General features: G+C 66.7%; 10 protein-coding genes. 2 read left to right on the top strand and 8 right to left on the bottom strand.

The features are described 5' to 3' along the window. Positions 1–244: 244 nt before the first annotated feature. Positions 245–3,313 carry a preprotein translocase subunit SecA gene (gene secA / locus KF791_00995; GenBank protein MBX3731149.1) on the bottom strand — a complete coding sequence of 1,023 codons (3,069 nt, stop codon included), beginning with the start codon at positions 3,311–3,313 and terminating at the stop codon, positions 245–247. Positions 3,314–3,627: 314 nt separating this feature from the next. Between secA and KF791_00990 the strand changes: the two genes are divergently transcribed. Together KF791_00990 and KF791_00985 are read left to right on the top strand one after the other, a co-directional pair. Further along, a complete protein-coding gene (locus tag KF791_00990) occupies positions 3,628–5,541 on the top strand; it encodes a DUF1553 domain-containing protein (protein MBX3731148.1) in 1,914 nt (637 codons plus the stop codon). Beyond that, positions 5,531–6,988 carry a DUF1501 domain-containing protein gene (locus KF791_00985; GenBank protein ID MBX3731147.1) on the top strand — a complete coding sequence of 486 codons (1,458 nt, stop codon included), beginning with the start codon at positions 5,531–5,533 and terminating at the stop codon, positions 6,986–6,988. The genes KF791_00990 and KF791_00985 overlap by 11 nt, the downstream gene beginning before the upstream one ends. Before the next feature lie 16 nt (positions 6,989–7,004). On the opposite strand, the gene KF791_00980 is transcribed toward KF791_00985, so the two are convergent. The 7 genes from KF791_00980 to ahcY all read right to left on the bottom strand — a co-directional run bounded on the left by KF791_00980 (position 7,005) and on the right by ahcY (position 19,659). After that, positions 7,005–8,126 carry a phosphatidylserine/phosphatidylglycerophosphate/cardiolipin synthase family protein gene (locus KF791_00980; GenBank protein ID MBX3731146.1) on the bottom strand — a complete coding sequence of 374 codons (1,122 nt, stop codon included), beginning with the start codon at positions 8,124–8,126 and terminating at the stop codon, positions 7,005–7,007. 20 nt (positions 8,127–8,146) lie between these two features. Then, positions 8,147–8,917: a tetratricopeptide repeat protein gene (locus KF791_00975; protein ID MBX3731145.1), complete on the bottom strand. Its 771-nt coding sequence runs from the start codon at positions 8,915–8,917 to the stop codon at positions 8,147–8,149. Positions 8,918–9,185: 268 nt separating this feature from the next. After that, the gene (locus KF791_00970) at positions 9,186–12,146 is read right to left on the bottom strand and encodes a hypothetical protein (GenBank protein ID MBX3731144.1); all 2,961 of its coding nucleotides are present in this window, start codon (positions 12,144–12,146) and stop codon (positions 9,186–9,188) included. A 132-nt stretch (positions 12,147–12,278) separates the two neighbouring features. Next, positions 12,279–12,623: a hypothetical protein gene (locus tag KF791_00965; protein MBX3731143.1), complete on the bottom strand. Its 345-nt coding sequence runs from the start codon at positions 12,621–12,623 to the stop codon at positions 12,279–12,281. Positions 12,624–12,756: 133 nt separating this feature from the next. Then, positions 12,757–16,392, bottom strand: a complete 3,636-nt coding sequence (locus tag KF791_00960) for a PQQ-dependent sugar dehydrogenase (protein MBX3731142.1) — start codon at positions 16,390–16,392, stop codon at positions 12,757–12,759. Positions 16,393–16,831: 439 nt separating this feature from the next. After that, positions 16,832–17,929: an aminomethyltransferase family protein gene (locus KF791_00955; GenBank protein MBX3731141.1), complete on the bottom strand. Its 1,098-nt coding sequence runs from the start codon at positions 17,927–17,929 to the stop codon at positions 16,832–16,834. A 230-nt stretch (positions 17,930–18,159) separates the two neighbouring features. Further along, positions 18,160–19,659: an adenosylhomocysteinase gene (ahcY, locus tag KF791_00950; protein ID MBX3731140.1), complete on the bottom strand. Its 1,500-nt coding sequence runs from the start codon at positions 19,657–19,659 to the stop codon at positions 18,160–18,162. Positions 19,660–19,663 lie beyond the last annotated feature (4 nt).

Below are 19,663 nucleotides of genomic sequence, written 5' to 3'. Positions count from 1 at the left end.
GGCGACGAGGATAGACAGGTGCCCCATGGTCGCAACTGCTAATTGGGGCAGGCCCGCGACCACGACGTGACACGTCACCGCAAAGGGGGCTCCACCCACCGCCCCGCAGTGGCACGTCGTTCCGCGCCAAAACGGCGGGGGGCCGCCGTACTCCAGGAGGCTTCGCGACGCCGCACGACGACGTCACCCATCGCGGGCGCGGACCCGATCGGGGACGGCGCCCCGCCGTTCCTCCCTGCCGCCGTCACTTTCCGCAGCAGTTCTTGTACTTTTTCCCGCTGCCGCACGGACAGGGATCGTTGCGCCCGACACGGGGCATGGACCGCGCCGGCCTGGCCTTGGCCAGCGCTTCGTTGGCCTCGCTGACCATGCCCGCCTGCGCCGGGTCGGGAGGCGGCGGTTCCGGGGCGCCGCCCCCAAAGGCCGACGCCTGCTGGTGGATCGTGATCTGCGGCAGATTGTGCAGAAATTGCTCGAACGCCAGCAGGCTGCTCGCACTGCGGAAGATGTTGTGGCAGATCTCCGACTTGATGTTGACCATCAGCTCGTCAAAGAGCTTGAAGGCCTCCGCCTTGTACTCGATGAGCGGATCCCGCTGGGCATACTGCCGGAGGCCGATCGAGCCCCGCAGCGAGTCCATGTTGTAGAGGTGCTCCTGCCAGAGGCGGTCAATGGCGCTCAGGATGGTGTACCGCTCAATGCTGGCCAGCACCTGCGGCTTCTCCAGGCTCACCTTGAGGTCGTAGGCCTCGCGGACCGTCCGGCCGACATGCTGGAACAGGCTGAGCTGCCCCTCGTTCAGCCCGTCGAACATCGAGCCCGACACCGGCAACTGGCTGCCGTCACGGGCCGCCTTCAGCAGGTCGCTCTCGTTGATGCCCAGCGGGAAGGTCATGTTCACCCAGTCGCAGAACCCGCGAAGGTTCCATTCGCCCGGATCATTCTCGGTGTCGGAGAACTCCTGCACCTTGAGCAGGACCACCTCCTCCATGATGTCCATCAGGCGGTCGCGGACGTCATCGGACTGGATGATTTCGTTGCGGAAGCCGTAGATGACCTCGCGCTGCTTGTTCATCACGTCGTCGAATTCCAGCGTGCGCTTCCGGATCTGGAAGTTGTGCTGTTCGACGCGCTTCTGGGCCTGCTCGATGGACCGATTCAGCAACGGATGCTCCAGCTCCTGGCCCTCCTCAAGGCCCATGCGGACCATGATGTTCGAGATGCGGTCGGAACCGAACAACCGCATGAGGTCGTCCTCCAGGGAGATGAAGAAGTGGGACGATCCCGGATCGCCCTGGCGCGAGCAGCGTCCGCGCAACTGGCGGTCAATGCGGCGGGACTCATGGCGCTCGGTGCCCAGCACGTGGAGACCGCCAACCTCGGCGACGCCGGCGCCCAGTTTGATGTCGGTGCCGCGGCCGGCCATGTTGGTGGCGATCGTGACCGCGCCGCGCTGGCCGGCCCGGGTGACGATCTCGGCCTCCTGCTGGTGATATTTGGCGTTGAGGACCGAGTGCGGGATGCCGGCGGCCTTCAGCAGGCGTCCCAGCATCTCGCTCGTCTCCACCGAGATCGTGCCCACGAGCACCGGCCGCCCCTGTCCGTGCAATTCGCGGATCTCTCGGACCACCGCCTCGAACTTCTCGCGCCGGGTCTTGTACACCGAGTCGTTGCTGTCCTTGCGAATGTTGGGGCGGTTGGTTGGGATGGTCACCACGCCGAGCTTGTAGATGTCGTGGAATTCCTGGGCCTCGGTCTCGGCGGTGCCGGTCATGCCGGCCAGCTTGCGGTACAGCCGGAAGTAGTTCTGGATGGTGATCGTGGCGAGCGTCTGGGTCTCGCGCTCAATCGTCACCCCCTCCTTGGCCTCAACCGCCTGGTGCAGCCCGTCGCTCCAGCGGCGGCCACTCATCAACCGGCCCGTGTGTTCATCCACGATCACCACCTTCTGCTCGGGGGTGACCACATACTGGACATCCCGCTCGTAGAGGCAGTAGGCCTTGAGCAGCTGCGAAATTGCATGGATCACCTGGGCGCGGTCCTCGAAGCCCTGCTGCAGGGCCTGCTTCTTCGCCAGTCGCTCCTTGAGCGGCAGTTCGACCTCGGCGTCAATCTGGCTGTAGAGCGTGGGCAGGTCGGGCAGGACGAACTGTTCCGGATCATCGGGCGAGATGAACAGGCGGCCCCTTTCGGTCAGATCCGCCTCGTGGGACTTCTCCTCGATGGCGAAGAGGAGTTGCTCCTTTTCGGCGTACAACTGCTTCTTGGACTGGTCGGCATGCAACTCCACTTCGTAGGCCTGGACCCGCTTTTGGTTGACGGGATCCTCGAAGATGCGGAGCAGGGCTTCCGATTTGGGCTGGCCCAACTTCGCGCGGTACAGCAGCGAGGCGAGCTGGGATTCCCTTTCCGGCGACACCTGGGCCCCGGGTGGCTGGGCGGTGATCTCCCGCAGGATCTCCTCCGCCTCGCGCAGCAGGCGGGCGCAAAGGTCGCGCTGGGCCTGCACCAGGCGGGCCACCGCCGGCTTCCACTCCACGTACCGGTGCTCCACCGAGACCACCGCGGGACCGCTGATGATCAGCGGCGTGCGGGCTTCATCAATGAGGATGGAATCCACCTCGTCCACGATGGCGAAGTAATGGCCCCGCTGGACCTGTTCTTCCCGATTGGAGGCCATGCCGTTGTCCCGCAGGTAGTCGAAGCCAAACTCCGAATTGGTCCCGTAGGTGATGTCGCAATGGTACATCTCCCGTCGGACGGACGGCGGCTGGTCGTGGGTGATGCAACCCACCGTGAGCCCAAGGAACCGGTAGACGGCACCCATCCACTCGGAATCCCGCTGGGCCAGGTAGTCATTGACCGTGACCACGTGGACGCCCCGGCCTGTGAGGGCGTTGAGATAGACCGGAAGGGTGGCGACCAGGGTCTTGCCCTCGCCGGTGGCCATTTCCGCGATGGAGCCCCGGTGCAAGGCCGCCCCGCCGATCAACTGCACGTCGAAGGGAATCATGTCCCAGGGCAGCGGGTGCCCGCGCACTTCGATGGTACGTCCGCACAGGCGGCGGCAGGCGTTCTTGACCACCGCGAACGCCTCGGGGAGCAGCTCGTCGAGACGGCGGCGCAACACCTCGGGATCCTCGATTTCGGAGAGCAACGCCTTCCATTCCATGGACTTCTGGCGCAGCGCATCATCGGACAGCGACTGAAGCCCCTGCTCCAGCTCGTTAATCCGGCCCACGAGGGGTCGGAGCTTCCGGACCTCCCGCTCATTGCGGGAGCCCATAATTTTTCGGAACAGGTAGCCAATCATGGCGGGTCGCTTCTCAAAGGGCCGGGCAAGCTACGGTTGCCGCCGGAGAGCGTCAAAACCATAAGCGCCCCGTTGTCGGCCGGCCACAGACGGCCCGTGGGGACTCCACAGGCGGACGCCCGCCTGAAGTGCCTCGCATGGCCCGGAGCGGGAGACCGCAAGGGGGCGCCAGGATCATCGGCGCCGGTCATGCGAACGATCGGAACGGTCGGCGGACGCGATTTGCAAGACGGCCCCGTGGTCGGCACCGCGCTTGCCACTGGGCCACATTCCCTGAATCATCATCTGGCAATACCCCCGGAAATTCCCATCCGATGCGTCGCGCCTTGAGATTCTGGACCCCATTGGATGGCGCTTGCGTTCCGGTGCGAGGACTGGTCGCCGCCCTGATTGCGGCGGCCCATTGCACCGCCGCGCCAACGGATCGGAAGCCCTCCCAGGATCATTGGTCGCTGCAGCCCGTTGAGCGACCGCACGTGCCAGAGGGAGGGCATCCGGTGGACGCCTTCGTCCACGCCACTCTCCGGTCAAGGGGGCTGACCCAAAATCCGCCGGCACCTCCGGAAATCCTGATCCGCCGGCTGTCCTTCGACCTGGTGGGGCTGCCGCCGGATCCCGATTGGGTGGATGCCTTTGTCCAGGATCCAACCGAGGCCCGCTACCTGCAGCTTGTGGACCGCCTGCTGGCCTCGCCAGGATACGGGGAGCGATGGGGTCGGCACTGGCTGGATATCGTGCGATACACGGAAAGTCAGGGCTTCGAGTACGATCGTCCCAGGGATCATGCATGGCCCTACCGCGACTACGTGATCCGCAGTCTCAATGCCGACAAACCCTACGACCAGTTCATGCGGGAGCAGGTGGCCGGGGACGTGCTGGACCCCGTGACCGCCGACGGCATCGTGGCCGCCAGCCTCCTGGTATGCGGTCCCTGGGATCAGGCGGGGAATTCACAGGCCAACGCCACACAGCGTGCCATCACGCGCGAGGAGGAACTGGAGGATCTCGTGAGTGTCGTCGGCCAGACCTTTCTTGGCCTCACAATCCATTGCGCCCGCTGCCACGACCACAAGTTCGACCCGGTCCCCTTGACCGACTACTACCGGGTCAAGGCGGTGTTCGCCGGGGTGAAACACGGCGAACGTCCGATCGAAGGCGACACCGACCGGGAATTCGCAAGGCAACGGGCGGAGCGCGCGCGGGCGGGTTTGGCGGCGAGCGAGAGTCCGGGACCGGTCGCCTACGTGGGCGTGCGGGAGCAACCTGCCCTTACCCGCGTCCTGAAACGGGGCAGCGTCACCTCGCCGGGTGACCCGGTGTCCCCGGGAGGCTTGCAAGCCGTGCGACGACCGTCGCCGGACCTGGACCTCGCTCCAGACGCTCCGGAGGCGGAGCGTCGGCGCCGGTTCGCAGACTGGCTGGCCGACCCCGCCAATCCCCTGCCCGCCCGGGTGATGGCCAACCGAATCTGGCAACACCACTTTGGGCAGGGTCTCGTGGCCACCCCCAGCGATTTCGGTTCCGCAGGCGCGGCGCCGAGCCATCCGGAATTGCTCGACTGGCTGGCCTCGGAACTGATCGCCGGCGGTTGGAGCCTCAAGCACCTGCATCGCCTTCTGGTCACTTCCGCAACGTACCGCCAATCGGCGGAGCATCGTCCTGAAGCGGCCGCCGTGGACGCGGACAACACGCTCCTCTGGCGCCAGGCGCCCAGGCGCCTGGAGGCCGAGGCCATTCGCGACGCCATGCTGTGGGCTGGCGGCAGTCTGAACCGCCGGCTGGGCGGCCCAAGCTTCCGTCCGTTCACCACCTCGGAGTATGGGGCCACGTTCTATCACCTGTTCGACCGGGACGATCCGGACCTCAACCGCCGCACCGTGTACCGGATGAACATCCACTCGGGAAAGGAGCCGCTGCTCGATGCGCTCGATTGTCCCGATCCCTCCGTGAAGACGCCACGCCGCGGGGTGACCGTCACGCCCTTGCAGGCCCTCGGCCTGATGAACAGCGCCTTCGTCCAACGCCAGTCCGCCGCGCTGGCCGGGCGCGCCCTCCGCGCGGCAAATGGGGATCCCGCCGCCGCGGTTGCCGAAGCGTGGCGCCTCGCCCTGGGGCGGGCGCCGACCGAACGGGAACTCCGGCAGGCGACCGGGGCTGCAGGCGAGCGCGGACTGGAAAGGGTCTGCTGGGTGCTGCTGAACTCCACGGAATTCGTCCATGTCCGCTGACCCAAACTCCCCAATTCCGATCCCGCGCCTGCCGCGCCGCCAGTTCCTGTCGAGGAGCGCCGGCGGGCTGGGGAGCGCGGCCCTGGCATGGCTGCTCCAACGGGATGCCCTGGCGCTGGCCGGCACGGACGGCAGGGGCCCCTCCGCGCGCGCCCCCCACTTTGCGCCCCGCGCCAGACGGGTGGTCCAGGTGTTCTGTTGCGGAGGGGTCAGCCACCTCGACACGTTCGATTACAAGCCGGAACTCGAGCGCCAGCATGGCAACAGCCTGGAGGGCAAGGGTGAAAACCTCGGGTTTTTTGGGCAGCCGGGCCGAATCATGAAAAGCCCGTACGGCTTTCGGCAGCACGGGGAGTGCGGAGCGTGGGTGAGCGACCTCCTGCCGCACCTGGCCGGATGCGTGGACGACGTCTGTTTCATCCACTCGATGGTGGCCCGCAGCAACAACCACACGCCGGCCACGTTCCAGATGAACAGCGGGTTCACCCTCAACGGCTTTCCCTGCATGGGTGCCTGGCTGAGCTACGGGCTGGGCACCGAAAATGAGAACCTCCCGGCCTTTGTGGTGCTTCCGGATCCGCGCGGGCTGCCGGCCGGGGGCTCGATCAACTGGACTTCAGGATTCCTGCCGGCGAATCACCAGGGCGTGCCGTTCCGGACACAGTCCGATGAGCCGGTCGTGGATCTCCGGACACCTCCCACGATCTCCCCGGAGTCCCGGGCGGCGGACCTGCATTGGCTGCAGGAGCTCAATCGCGGCTACGCGGCCGCGCATCCCGGGGATGCCGCCTTTGCCGCCCGGGTGCGGTCCTACGAACTGGCCGCCCGCATGCAGGTCAGCATTCCGGAGGCCACGGGATTGGAGACGGAATCGGAGGCCACCCGCCGGATGTATGGACTGGACGACCCGGTCAACAAGGGCTTTGCAAGAAACTGCCTGCTGGCCCGTCGCCTCCTCGAACGCGGGGTGCGCTTTGTGCAGATCCTCAACGGGGGGGCGTTTGGCAGCCCGCGCATCAATTGGGATGGCCACGAGAACCTGAGGGAGAACCACGACACCCAGGCGGCGACGATGGATCGTCCGGTCGCCGCCCTGCTAAAGGATCTCAAGCAGCGGGGACTGCTGGAGGACACCCTGTTCGTCTGGTCCACCGAGTTCGGACGCAGCCCGGCCACCCAGGGACTTGATTCTCCGGGACGGGACCATCACCCGACCGCCTTCACGTGTTTCCTTGCCGGCGCCGGCATTCGGCCGGGACATCGGCACGGGGTCTCCGATGAACTCGGGTACTTCGTGGGGCGCGATCCGGTGACCATCCCGGACTTCCACGCCACCCTACTGCACCTTTTGGGTGTGGATCACGAACACCTGACGTTTTATCACAATGGCATCAACCGCCGCCTTACCGACGTCCACGGCGAGGTGATCCGCGGCGTCCTCGCCTGATTCGCGGCGATCCCGGTCAACGCGGCTCGCGAACGAGCCATCGGGAGAGGTAGGGGTCAGCCCGCGCGAGAATCCAGTACGCGACGGCGTCGCGAACCCGCTCCCAGGGACCCCGCGCGTGACGCCATGTTTCGGCGTCCACCCGGACGGACCGCGAACAGAGGGTCTCCCCGATTTCCCATGCCCTCCGGACCACCGGTACGGGCGTCAAGCGCAGCATCAGCTCGTGGTTGATGAACAGGCTGCGCGTGTCGAGATTGGACGAGCCCACGTAGGCAGCGTCGTTGGTCAGGTACAACTTGGTGTGCAGCACCTGGGGCTGGTATTCGTGGATTTCCACCCCGTTCCGCAGCAGCGATCCGTACAGGTGCCGTGCGGCGCGGTGGGACAGCTCGACATCGGATTTTGCCGGCACGATGACGCGCACCCGCGCTCCGCGAGCCGCCGCGTCTCGCAAAAGGTGCCGCATGGCCCGGGTCGGCAGGAAATAGGCGACGGCGAACAGGATTTCCCGCGCGTTGGCCACGTCCTGCCGCAGGGCCATCTGGAAGGCGCCCGGGGAACGCCCGGGCCCCATGACCAGCAACTGCACATCGGGGGAGAGCACCTGCGCCGGCTGCCGCGTGCCCCGCCGGAACAGGCTCCGCAGTCCCTCGCGGTGCGCCGCCGCGTCCCACATCCGGTCAAACGCCCCGGCCAGCCCCCGCACCGCCGGACCGGTCAGCGCCAGTCCAAGATCCGCCCATCCGTGCGCGACACCATCCCCGGAATATTCCTCGGCGATGTTGAATCCCCCGACCCCGCCCACGCGGTCATCCGCGACCAACACCTTCCGGTGATTCCGCACCGGCAGCCGGCGGAGCCGGATCGGGTTGAACCAGCGCACCTCCCCGCCGGCATGCTGGAAGGCATCCCAAAATCCGTTTGCCGTCTCGCTGGAGCCGAGGGCGTCGAGCAGCACGCGGACGCGAACGCCGCGGACCGCCGCCGCGAGCAAGGCGTCGCGCACCCGCACGCCGACGGCATCGGCGGCGAAGATGTACACCTCCAGTCGCACCGAGTGACGGGCCGCCACGATGGCCCGCAACACCCGGCGCAGGCATTCCGCCCCGTTGGGCAACCAATGACACGCCGTCAACGATTGATGCAGGACCGGGGCTACAGACCCCGAAGCAACGTGCGGGCGCGGTTCACCCATACCTTCTCCCGCTGTCGCTGGAACTTCGGGGCGAACTCGTCATCGGAGACCACCTCCTCCAGTTCCGCACGGGCCCGGGTTTCCTCACCGCGTCGCAGGGCGAGCTCGGCAAACTGCACCTTGGCCCGGGCGTAACTGTGATTCGCCAGCACGCGACTCCAGGTCTGATACGCCGCCTCCGGATCCCCGAGGGCGGTCTGCGCCTCGGCCAGGGCCATGGCCGTATGGCCGTAGTCGTGCCGGGGATCCGCCGCCAGCGCGGCCTCCAGCAACGGCTTGGCCTCTGCAGGACGGTTGAGCCGGAGCAAACACTGGCCGAGATGCGCCTTGAAGTCGGGGTCATTGGCGTCGCGCTCCAGGGCGGCCCGGTAGCAGCCCTCGGCACGGGCAAGCTTGCCTTGGGCGAAGTACACATCCCCAAGATCAAAATGGTCGCGCGCATTGTCGAGATTGTGAATCCGCGCCTGCAGTTCGCGGATCCGCCGGCGGTCGGCGGCCCCCGGAAGCTCGAACCCCCTCAATCCCCCGCCGCCGCCAGCGGGCCCCTGCTGGCGATAGACCAGGAGGTAATAGAAAACCGCGGACAGGATGGAGAAGAAAAAGATGAAGCCGACCCAGAGCCATTCGCGGCGGCGCACGGCATCCACGAGCATCCAAATCTGGAACGGCAGGAAGATCCAAAAGAGCGGATTGCTGAACAGGGACCATGGATCTCTCAGGAATTCAAACATCGGCGACCAGTGCCCAAGGCTGGGGAGGAATCCGCCGGTTGGCAAGATGCGCCCGGGATGGGCCTGAGCGCCTGCGCGCGTAGGAACGGCCGGACTGCCGCCGGTGGCGGGGACCTCAATCGTCCCCGGCGATCCGGATCCCCGCGAAGTCGGGCTGAACGCACGACGAGGCGGGAGTCCCGGGGCAACCCCGCGTCCGGCCTCCGGCCGCCGGAAGCAGCCCTTGCCGCCAGCGGCGGCCGGACACGTCCGCCCGGATCAGCACGGGTCACTCGAACCGGAGAGTCAGGTTGTCCCCCGAAAGTTCAGCGCTGCGAATGGTGATCGCCACTTCCGAGGCGAGGCGGAGGAATCCCACGGAATCGGTCGCGGGCACGGTCACGGTCCGGTTCTGCAGGTCCACCACGGCCACGGGCACCGGCAGGAACGGTCCATTGAGGGAGGCCGCTCCCAGCGCCTGGATGCCGGCGGGCGCCGCGGCCGATGTATAGGCCGGCACACTGCCGGCAGCGTTGACCAGCGACCGCTGCCCGGTGGTCCGGTCCACCGTGAACCACTCCACATGCGCCGCCCCACCGCGCTCATACCAGACCATCCGGAACCCGTAGGTGCCGGCAACCGGCACGACCACGTCAAACTCCTGGTCCGCGGGACCCCCGTTCCGAAACGCCAGCACCGGGCTCGCGGCCCCGAGCTGGATCCCGCTCGAGAGCTTGAAGCCGTCGTCGGATCGCACCCCGAAGCGCGTCACCCCGGCGGGCAGCTCCAGAAACGTGAAGATCTCCATCGCAAAGTTGTCGTTTCCGAAGCCCTCCTCCTGCCCTGGAACCGGCTCGTCACCCTCAAAATAGCCGTCCATTCCTCCGAACAACGCCTCCTGGGAGAAATTGATGAGCGGCGCCACCACGGCGATGTCGTACACCTTCGGGATGGAGGAACCGGCCGCCAGTTGAGCCTCCGCGCGCTCCAGGCTGTTGTCACCGGCGTCCTCCGACTGCGTCACCCGCACCCGGAACCCGCGCTCCGGCCCGGCCGCCCCCATCCGTGTGGCCGGATCCAGTTCAAGGTAGGTGATCGTGAAGCTCCAGTCGTTCGTCTGCAGCACCCCGTCCGTGTCGGCAAAGACAAGGCGCACCACCTGCACCGAATCGCGGGGAGGCAATGCGGGAAACACGTGGCTCACCGACACGCCATCCGCAATCACAAGCACCGCGGGCGCGACCCGGTCGCCATTCACCTCCAGCCGGACCGACTCGGGCACCACCCGGGTGTCCCGATCCTGCAGGACGGCCTCAACGCGCGGCTCAGTGGTGGTCACAACCGAGGCATTGGCCGGGGAGAGCGACGTCACCGCAGCCCGCTGAACGCCGGCATCCGCCACCGGCACAAAGGCGAGATAATTCAGGTAGCGCATGCCGGTTGCGGTGTCCGCCGTGAGGTGCCGCAGCCGGAGCGTCGTCCGCCCTTCGAGCCGGACCACCGAGCGGATTTGTCCGGTGCCGTCCGTCAGCGGAACATTGCGTGCCGTGAAGCCGGTCTGTTCCCCAAGGAAACTGCCCAGCAGCCTGACGGCCGGCTCCGGTTGCGCCGGATCCCCAACCACCAACTCCAGCACGCTGTCCGCTCGCTCCAGGTTGATGATGGATTGCCGCAGATAGACCTCGTACGAACCGGCATCGAAGTCGCGGGTGTACTGCATCCACTCGCCCGCCGCCAGATCGCCAATCTCATAGTCGAAGATGTCGAGATCGTTGTTGAAGAGGTCGCGCCGGCGGTTGTCGAGAGCCCGCTGCATGCGCACCGGGTCCGCCGTCCGGTACATCGTGTTCGCCCCGTTCGGAACCGCACGGGTGTCGCGAAAGTCCACGTCCGGCATGCCGATCCGGTCGTTGTACGCATTGGGCCATTCACCGGAGCCCTCCGGGACACGCTCGGGATCGTTGAGGTACCCCCCGCCATCAAAATTGTAGTCCTCCGCCTCGACCATCCGGACCGCCGCGGAAAAGGTGTCAAACCACAACGGCACCGTCCGCAGCGTCCCCGCCGCGTCGCTCACCTCGATCCGTCCGACATAGGTCCGGTCCGCCTCCAGCCCCCCGAGGGTCGCCGTGCGGGTCGTCCCGGGGTCGCTCAACGACAGCCCGGTGGCGACGGTGAACTCCTGGCCATTGAGGATGACCCGGAATCCTCCGTCCGGCAGTGGCTGGTCATCCACGGCGCGGAACGTCACCTGCGCGGATGCCGGCAGCCGGATGGACCCCGGCTCAGGGGACGCCGCCTCGATGCGCGGTGGTTGATCCGCCGCAACCGGCGGCACACAGGCCACCAGGTTGTCCATCACGACCTGGTATCCCGCCGGATCCCTGCCGCCATCGGCGTAGAGGTACAGCACCACATGGCCCGGCTCGGCAATGAACGGCTCCGGCGGGATATCCTCGCCTTCGGCCAGGACGTCGCTCCCCGGAGTGTCCACGTAGGTGCGGTCGAAGAGCACGGCCCCGGCATCATCGAGGTCCAGGACCTGTCCGCGCACGATCACGTTTCCACCCTTCACGGTCAGGGTGAGCACCAGCCGCACGTTTTCGTTCTTCACGGCGGGATTCACGTTCGCGTTGAAGAAGTGTTTGTTGATCCCTTTGGTGATCAGCAGATCGGTCTCGGACTTGGCGATGCCATAGCCCGCCAACGACATTGGACCGGTCCGCTGCGGAATGAACGCAAGCACGGCGAAGGAATCCGGTCCGCGGCCGCTGACCAGGTCCACGGCGAACTCGTGGCGCGTGCCCTCGGCCAGCTCAAAGGTCGGGGAGGTCTTCGTGCTCCCGACAAAGAACGCACCGCCCATGGCCCCAAGATCGAAGGTGAACGACCCATCCGCCTGTTTGCCACCGGGCAGCCCGAGGCCCGCCGGATCGGAATCGGTCCATCCGCTGCGCTGCGGGGCATTAAAATCATCCAGCAGCACCGCGTCGCACAGGAACGTCTCGGCGTTGTCGAGGACGACCTGGTACCCCGCCGGGTCGTTGCCGCCGTCGGCGTAGAGGTACAGCACAAAATTCCCCACCTCGTTGATGAAGGGTGCCGGCGGATCATCCTGCCCCTCGGCCAGCACGTCCGCCGCCGGGGTGTCCACATAGGTGCGCTCAAAAATCACCGCATCACCGGCATCCTTGTCGAGAACCTGCCCGGTCACCACCACGTTTCCGGACTTCACCGAGAGGTTCAGCACGAGCGTGACATTCTCGTTCTTGATGCGCGGTGTGGGGTCGAGATTCAGGAAGTACTTGTTGATCCCCTTGGTGATCAGGATGTCGGTCTCCGACTTGGCAATCCCATAGCCCGCGAGGGAGTTGGGTCCGGTTCACTGGGGGATGAAGGCGAGGACTGCGAACGAGTCGGGGCCCTGCCCGCTGACGAGATCCACCCGGAACTCCACCGTTCGTCCCTCCCGCAGCTCGAAAGTCTCCGTGGTTTTGCGGCTGCTGACAAAAAACGGCCGTCCGACCGCCGGCAGGCCAAAGGTGAGCCGGCCTCCCGACTGCACGCCACCCGGCAGCCCCAGCCCGCCCGGATCGGCGTCCTGCCAGCCGGTCCGCTGAGGGGCGTCGAAGTTGTCGAGGACCTTCGCCCGGAGTTGACTTGGCAAAAGCAGGAACAGAAGCACCGCAAACGGCGTGGCCTTGAAGAGGGACGAGTGCCAGTTCATGGGGAACAATGAGTTTCAGGGATCCAAGGTTTTAGAGGCGCGATGCCCGTGCGAGTCAACGGTTTCTTGATCGCTGACACCAAAATCAGCGCGCCAAATCACGGTCCGCGGCGCCGCCGGCGCATCCCAGCGCTCATTTCAAACCCGCAAGAAATTCAACGAGATCGCGGACTTCGAATGGGGTGAGGGCCTCCGCAAGTCCCTCCGGCATGGCGCTGGGACCCGACTGCCGGTCCGCAATCTCCGCCTTCCGGACGGCACGAATTCCGGAATCGCCCGTGTCCGGATCGGTCGTCGCCACTTCAAGGACATCGTCCGACTCGCCCCGAATCAGCCCCGCCACCGTGCTGCCATCCCGGAGGGTGAGCACCACGGTCTCGTATCCCGGGGCGATCCGGGCGTTCGGACGGACCACGCTCTCGAGCAGGGCCGCACGATCGAGCCGCGCGCCGATGCCGTTCAGGTCCGGCCCGAGCGTCCCGCCCTCCACGCCAACCACGTGGCAGCGCAGGCACTGGACCTTGGCGTTGCGGCGAAACACCTCGCGCCCCCGCGCCGCGTCCCCGCCCTCGAGCAACTCCCGCTCCCGGCCGCCCGGATCGCCGGCATCCGGAAGACCGGCCCGGTTCAGGGCCTCCCGAAGATCCAGACGAAGCCCACCGGGCAGAGGACGTCCTCCGGTTTCCGGGTGCCATTGAAGCAGTGCGGCTGCCGCGGCCGCGTTGCGATCCGCATGCCGACCCAGTTGTGCCAGCGCCGCCTGCGCGAGGGCCAGTTCACCGGGGCGCCCGGGTACCAACGACGCGAGCAGGGACGCCGCGCCGTCCACATCCACCCGATCCAGCCAGGGAAGCGCTGCGGCCCGCACCCGGGCATCGGCATCGGCAAGCGCCAGGGCCACCGTCTCGGGCAGCAAGGGCGATCCCAGCGCACCCAGGGCCGGGAGAATGGCCACGCGCAATTCCGGCGGCGTGTCCGCGGCGCGGAACTTTTCGAACAACGGGGTGCCGGCCTCCTTGACGCCCAGGCGTGCCGCCACCTCGGCGACCGCCACCTGCAGGGAGAGGACTTCGCGCGTGCCCGCGGGCTGTCCGGCCTCATTCAGGGCGAAGGGATCCAAGAGCTCCCCGGCCACACGCAGAAAGGCCCGCTGAGCCGGGGCCGGATTGCGACGCAGCGCCATCGCCTCCTCGTACGACACCGACCGTCCGAGATCGGGAGGCAGCACGGGCACCTCGGCGGCACGCCCGAGCCCCCGTGCAGCCTGGGCCTGGGCCGCACGCGCCAGCAGCGGGTTGGCCGTGGCCCCGGCCGGTGGCGCGTCCGAAGAGGCGGCGTTCGCGGCAAGGGTCACCAGCGGACGCCACAAGCCATTGACGCGATCCAGCGGCGGTGGCCGTTCCCAATGGCCGAGGGCCTGCAAAGCCAGAAGCCGCGACCCGTCCGGCACATCCTCGCGCGCCGCGAATCCCGCCAGCATCTGCGCATGCTGCTGCGTGCCGAGACGGAAGCAGGCATTGATGACCCGGGAATGCAGGGAGGGCGGGCAATCAATCTTGGTGATGAAGGACGCCAGCGCCGGGAAACCCTCAGCGATCGGCACATCATGAATGGCCCGTCCCGCAGCAACGACCAGCCGGGGGTCCGGATCCGAGAGGAAGTTCGTGAGGGCCGCGTTGGTGAGCCGGCGGAGCGCCAGGAGCACCGCGAGGCGTCCCTCCACCGATGCCGAACCGGAAAACTGGCTGGAGAATGTCCCCATCCCGGGCCCCGTCACGGCGAGAAAACGCACGACCGCTTCCTGAAGGAACGGATCTCCGCCATCGCGCTCCAGCAGGATCGCCAGATCCATCGCGGGAAATCTCCCGGTGACCGTCCCTCCGAGCCGCTCTTCCAGCAGCGCGGCGTTGGTGGCCCCCACCACCCCGGACGCACCCGCCGCGACCGCTCCGGCGGCCCGCTGTGCGCTCGAAAAATGGGTTCGGACGGAACCCGGGCGGTACCCCGGAAAACGAAACCGCCGGGTGAAGGCCTCGACGGCAAGGTGCCGCACGCGCGGTGAAGCGTCCGACAGAAGCTCCCTCACCGGCGCTTCGGCATTCATCAGCCGGCCCTCGCCCAGAAGCACCAGCGCGGCCTGCGCCCGGATCTCCTCGTCGGAATCCTTCAGCAGGCCCAGCAGGGCCGCCAGTTCCGCCGCGCCCTCGGACGTGGGCAGGGTGCGGAGGATCTGGCCGAGACCCCAAAGCGCGTGAAGGCGGCCCAACCGGTCACCCGGGCCACGGGCCTTCTGCACAAAACCGTCGAGCGCCTGGGTCCCCCGCGCCGCCAACTCCCACTGGGCCTCCAGCCGGACACGACGGTCGGGATGCCCCAGCAGTCCCAGCAGTTCGCGCGTCTCACGTGCGCCCATGCCCTCGGCAAGCAGGCGCCTCACGGATTCAACCAGGGCGGCACTGCCCGGAGTCCCGGCGGATCCATCAGAGGTGATGCGGTAGATCCGCCCCCTCGGGGTCTGCCCCCAGCCGCTCACCCAGTCGAGAACGTATAACGCGCCGTCCGGGCCAAAATCCACGTCGGTCGGCCAGCAGTTCCAGAGGATTTTCTCCTTACGATCCACCACGTAGCTCGCGCCCTCCGGCCTCACGGTGAACGCCCAGATACCGCCAGGAAAATCCGCATGGAGAAAGGTCTGCCGGAACCGGTCCTCCAGTCCGGTGCCCGGAAAAAAGGCGAGTCCGCTGGGCCCCTGGCTGACCATGCCCGCGGACGGCAGAATGCCGTCCCGTCCGCCCTTCCAAAGTTCCTCCTGCACCCAGGGACCGAAACCCTCCATGTGCTGATAGCTGGTCCGCCAGCCATAGTCCCCGCCCTCCACCAGGTGCAGTACACGGCAGGGATCCGCCCCGGCAGTGTCATTGTCCACGGTCCAAAGGTTCCCCAGGTCATCAAAGGCAAGTTCCTGGGGATTGCGCAGGCCGAAACAAAACACCTCGAGGTTCCGCCCATCCGGCTCGCAGCGCAGCACGCCGCCGGTGTCGGGCAGGTGGATGACAACGCCCTCGCGGTTCGTGATGCAGGCCCCGCGATCCCCGAAACTCATGTAGATCCGGCCGTCAGGCCCCTTGATCAGCCCGTGTAGATCGTGTCCGGAGACCCCGATATGGACGCCAAAGCCGGTGGCAAGATTTTCCGTTTGGAGACTCCAGTCTTCCGTGGAGGAACGCGGGATCGGATGAAGCAACCACAGGTTGGGGATGCTGGCGAAGTAGAGACGGTCCCGGTCGGCCAGGACACCGGCGGCGGTGCCGTCCACAACGGAATTAAACCCGCGGGCGACCACCCCGGAGTGGTCCGCGCGTCCATCCCCATCGCGGTCCTCCAGCACACGTACCACCTCACTCTCCCGGGTGAGGAGGCTGAGATTGGTGGCGAACTCACGGGTGAGGAATGCGGCGCGATCCGCCACGTTGCGGAAGGCCATGTCCTCCAGGAGCCAGTTGGTGTGGGCCGTGATGTCAAAGACGCTGATGGCCCACCGGTCGGACTCTGCCAGAAAGACCCTCCCCTTCCCATCGAAGCTGAAGGCCACGCTGTTGCTCAACTGCGGCTCGGCGGCCCAGACGTCGAGTTTCAGCCCCGGCGCCAGCTGAAACGTCCGCGCATCCGATGCTGCCGAGGCGAATGCCGCGGACGACGCCGCATGCTGCGCACCCAACCACAGGGCGCCGGCACACCCGGTCAGAAAAACGACAACGATCCGAAACACGGGCGCAGCGTAGCCACGGACACCACCAACTCAACTGCCCGCCGATGGGGCGCCGTCACCCGCCGGAGTGAATGGGCACCCGTGCACGGCCGGAGACGACAAAATCGCTCCAGGGCCCGGGCTTCGAACTCGCCGCCCCGGAAGCCGTTGATCCCAGAAACCGCCACCGTCTCATTTCTGTAATGCCGCAGAAACCTCGTCGAAACAATGGAGGCGTTTGTTCCGGAGATGAAATCTCCAAAATCCTCCGCGTTGAACTGCGGACCCGCCAAGGGCGGAACACTTCCCGTGTCCGGAACGTCCCCAACGGCGTCGTCACCGAAAGCCGGCTTGCATCCGCCCCCCCCGCGCTCTCCGGTGCCCCGTCCGATCTCACTCCGGCCCATGCCCCCGCGAAGCCGGTGCACCTCCTGCAAATAGCGGCCGCCCGGTTGCCGCCTCAGGCATCCGTCGGAAACGGCAGGTCCACCACCCGCACGACCGTCTCGGTGCCGTCGCGTTTCAGGAGCAACTGCGTACCCGGCGCAAAGGACTCCTTGCGGACATATCCAAGGGCCAGTCTTGCGCCCAAGGCGGGGGACCACTTGGCGCTGGTGACATAGCCGGCCTCGCGCCCGTCCCGATAAAGCTTGTCCCCCTTCTCCGGCATCGGCTCATTCCCGTCGGGCAACCGGAGGCCCCGAAGCGCCTTGGTCACCTGCCCGTAGGTCCGAATCCGCGCGATCGTCTCCTGCCCCGTGTAACAGCCCTTGGTGTAGCTGATCGCCTCACGGTCAAGCCCGGCCTCGGGCGGCAGATTAGTGCCGTCCATGTCCACCGGAAATCGGGGAATTCCCGCCTCAAAACGCGCCAGATCCAACGCATCGAATCCGGCCAGTCCTCCCCCGAGATCCCGGGCGATCGCCACCAGCCGATCCAGCACCGCCTCCTGCGATTCCACCGGGACAAACAGGTCGGCGCCCGGGAAGCCTGCCCTCGGCCGATGGATCAGATACAGTTCCCCCAGGGTGGCGTCTTCGCCCGTAAGAACGTCGAGCCGCCGCCCGGGCAGTCCGGGAAACAGCCCCAGGCCCTGCACCAGGCCGGCCGTTCGCGGGCCCTGCACGGTGAGGAGTCCATAGTGCGGCGCGACTTCCACGACCTGGACATCCTCGGCGACAATGTGGTGTTCCAGACGTTCCCGCAGGAGCGCGGTGAGACCGGGTTCGAAATCCAGCAACAGTTCCCCGGAAAGTGCATGGACCACCACATCGGCAACCAGCCGCCCCCGGGGAGTGCAGAATGCCGCGGCACAGCCCTGGCCGGCCTCAAGGGCACGCACATCATTGGTCACCTGTCCGTTGAGGAACCGGACCCGGTCGCCGCCGGTCAGACACAGGCGTCCGCGAAACCCAAGGTCGCCGACCGCCACCGCGCGGCGCAGCGCCTGATATTCCGCCATCGGGTCGCCATAATCCGCAACAATCTCCATCCCGGCGAGCTCGGAAAACCGGCCTCCGAGCATCGCGTGGACCTCGTGCATGCGCAGCGGCGTCATGCAACGCACCCTACGCCCAACCCGCGACCGCGTCATCCCGCGGCATGCATGTTGGGTCTTCCGAATTCCGGTATTGCGAATCCCAGATCGCCGGGATCGTCCGTGCGCCCCGGGCACGCCCGCAAGCGGTCGCTGAAAAACGGTCGCTGCAGGGCGACACGCCCCTCCCCGTGACCGTTCGGGACTGCCGGGGAGGTATGCGGGGCGAGTCCGGGCCCGCGGGATCCGGCCTAGTAGCGGTAATGCTCCGGCTTGTACGGCCCGTCCAAGGGCACTCCCAGGTATTCGGCCTGCGCCTTGGTCAACTGGGTGAGCTTGACGCCGATCTTTTCGAGGTGCAGCCGCGCCACCTCCTCGTCGAGCTTCTTGGGGAGGCGATACACGGTTTTTTCGTACCGGTCGCGGTGGGTCCACAGATCAATCTGGGCCAGCGTCTGGTTGGTGAAGGAGTTGGACATCACGAAGGACGGGTGGCCGGTGGCGCAGCCCAGGTTCACCAACCGTCCTTCGGCCAGCAGGTAGATGCTCTTGCCGCCCGGGAGATGATACCGGTCGTACTGCGGCTTGATGTTCTCGATCCGGACCCCCTTCGCCCGCTTGAGGGCGTCCACCTGGATCTCGTTGTCGAAGTGGCCGATATTGCAGACGATCGCCTGATCCTTCATGCGCAGCATGTGGTCCACGGTGATGATGTCGCAGTTGCCCGTGGTGGTGACGTAGATGTCGCCGGTCCCGAGTGTGGACTCGATGGTGTTCACCTCGAACCCCTCCATGGCGGCCTGCAACGCATTGATCGGGTCTATTTCCGTGACGATGACCCGCGCGCCGTAGGCGCGGAGCGAATGGGCGCTGCCCTTGCCCACATCGCCGTAGCCGCAGACCACGGCCACCTTGCCGGCCACCATGACGTCTGTGGCGCGCTTGATGCCGTCGGCGAGGGATTCGCGGCATCCGTACAGGTTGTCGAATTTCGACTTGGTCACCGAGTCGTTCACGTTGATGGCGGGCACCAGCAGCTTGCCCGCCTCCTTCATCTGGTAGAGCCGGTGAACTCCGGTGGTGGTCTCCTCGGAGACCCCGCGCCAGTCCTTGACGATCCGGGTCCAGATTCCGGGTTTCTCCGTCGCCAGGCGGCGCAGCAACGACTTGACCACCCGGACCTCATGGCTGTCGCCACGGGTCTGATACGCCCAGCGGGAACCCTGCTCCAGCTCATACCCCTTGTGGATCAGCAGCGTGACATCGCCGCCGTCGTCCACAACCAGTTGCGGTCCCGTGTCCCCGGGAAACAGGATCGCGCGGAGGGTCAGCTCCCAATACTCCTCCAGCGTCTCCCCCTTCCACGCAAAGACCGGCGTGCCGGTGGCCGCGATCGCCGCGGCCGCGTGATCCTGGGTCGAAAAGATGTTGCAGGATGCCCAGCGGATGCGGGCGCCGAGCGAGACCAGCGTCTCGATCAGCACCGCGGTCTGGATCGTCATGTGCAGGGACCCGGTGATGCGAACACCCTTCAGCGGCTGCTGCTTCGCATATTTCCTCCGGACTGCCATGAGGCCGGGCATTTCGTGCTCGGCGACCGCAATCTCCTTCCGACCCCAGTCGGCCAGGGCGATGTCGCGGACGATGTAGTCGGCCCCCTTGGGCGTCTGTGCGGCGAAGGTGGCGAGGTTGGGCAGTGACGCGGCGACCTCGGCAAGCGCGGCGGCGGCTTTGACTTTGGATTTGGCCATAATC

Source organism: Verrucomicrobiia bacterium (assembly GCA_019634635.1).
In the GTDB taxonomy this organism is placed as follows: Bacteria; Verrucomicrobiota; Verrucomicrobiia; order Limisphaerales; family UBA9464; genus UBA9464.
This window is presented reverse-complemented; position numbering and strand designations above follow the sequence as displayed.

Coding starts and splice junctions, on each gene's coding strand:
- secA (MBX3731149.1), bottom strand. CDS start 3,313: ATGATTGGCTACCTGTTCCGAAAAATTATGGGCTCCCGCAATGAGCGG.
- KF791_00990 (MBX3731148.1), top strand. CDS start 3,628: ATGCGTCGCGCCTTGAGATTCTGGACCCCATTGGATGGCGCTTGCGTT.
- KF791_00985 (MBX3731147.1), top strand. CDS start 5,531: ATGTCCGCTGACCCAAACTCCCCAATTCCGATCCCGCGCCTGCCGCGC.
- KF791_00975 (MBX3731145.1), bottom strand. CDS start 8,917: ATGTTTGAATTCCTGAGAGATCCATGGTCCCTGTTCAGCAATCCGCTC.
- KF791_00965 (MBX3731143.1), bottom strand. CDS start 12,623: ATGAACTGGCACTCGTCCCTCTTCAAGGCCACGCCGTTTGCGGTGCTT.
- KF791_00955 (MBX3731141.1), bottom strand. CDS start 17,929: ATGACGCCGCTGCGCATGCACGAGGTCCACGCGATGCTCGGAGGCCGG.
- ahcY (MBX3731140.1), bottom strand. CDS start 19,659: ATGGCCAAATCCAAAGTCAAAGCCGCCGCCGCGCTTGCCGAGGTCGCC.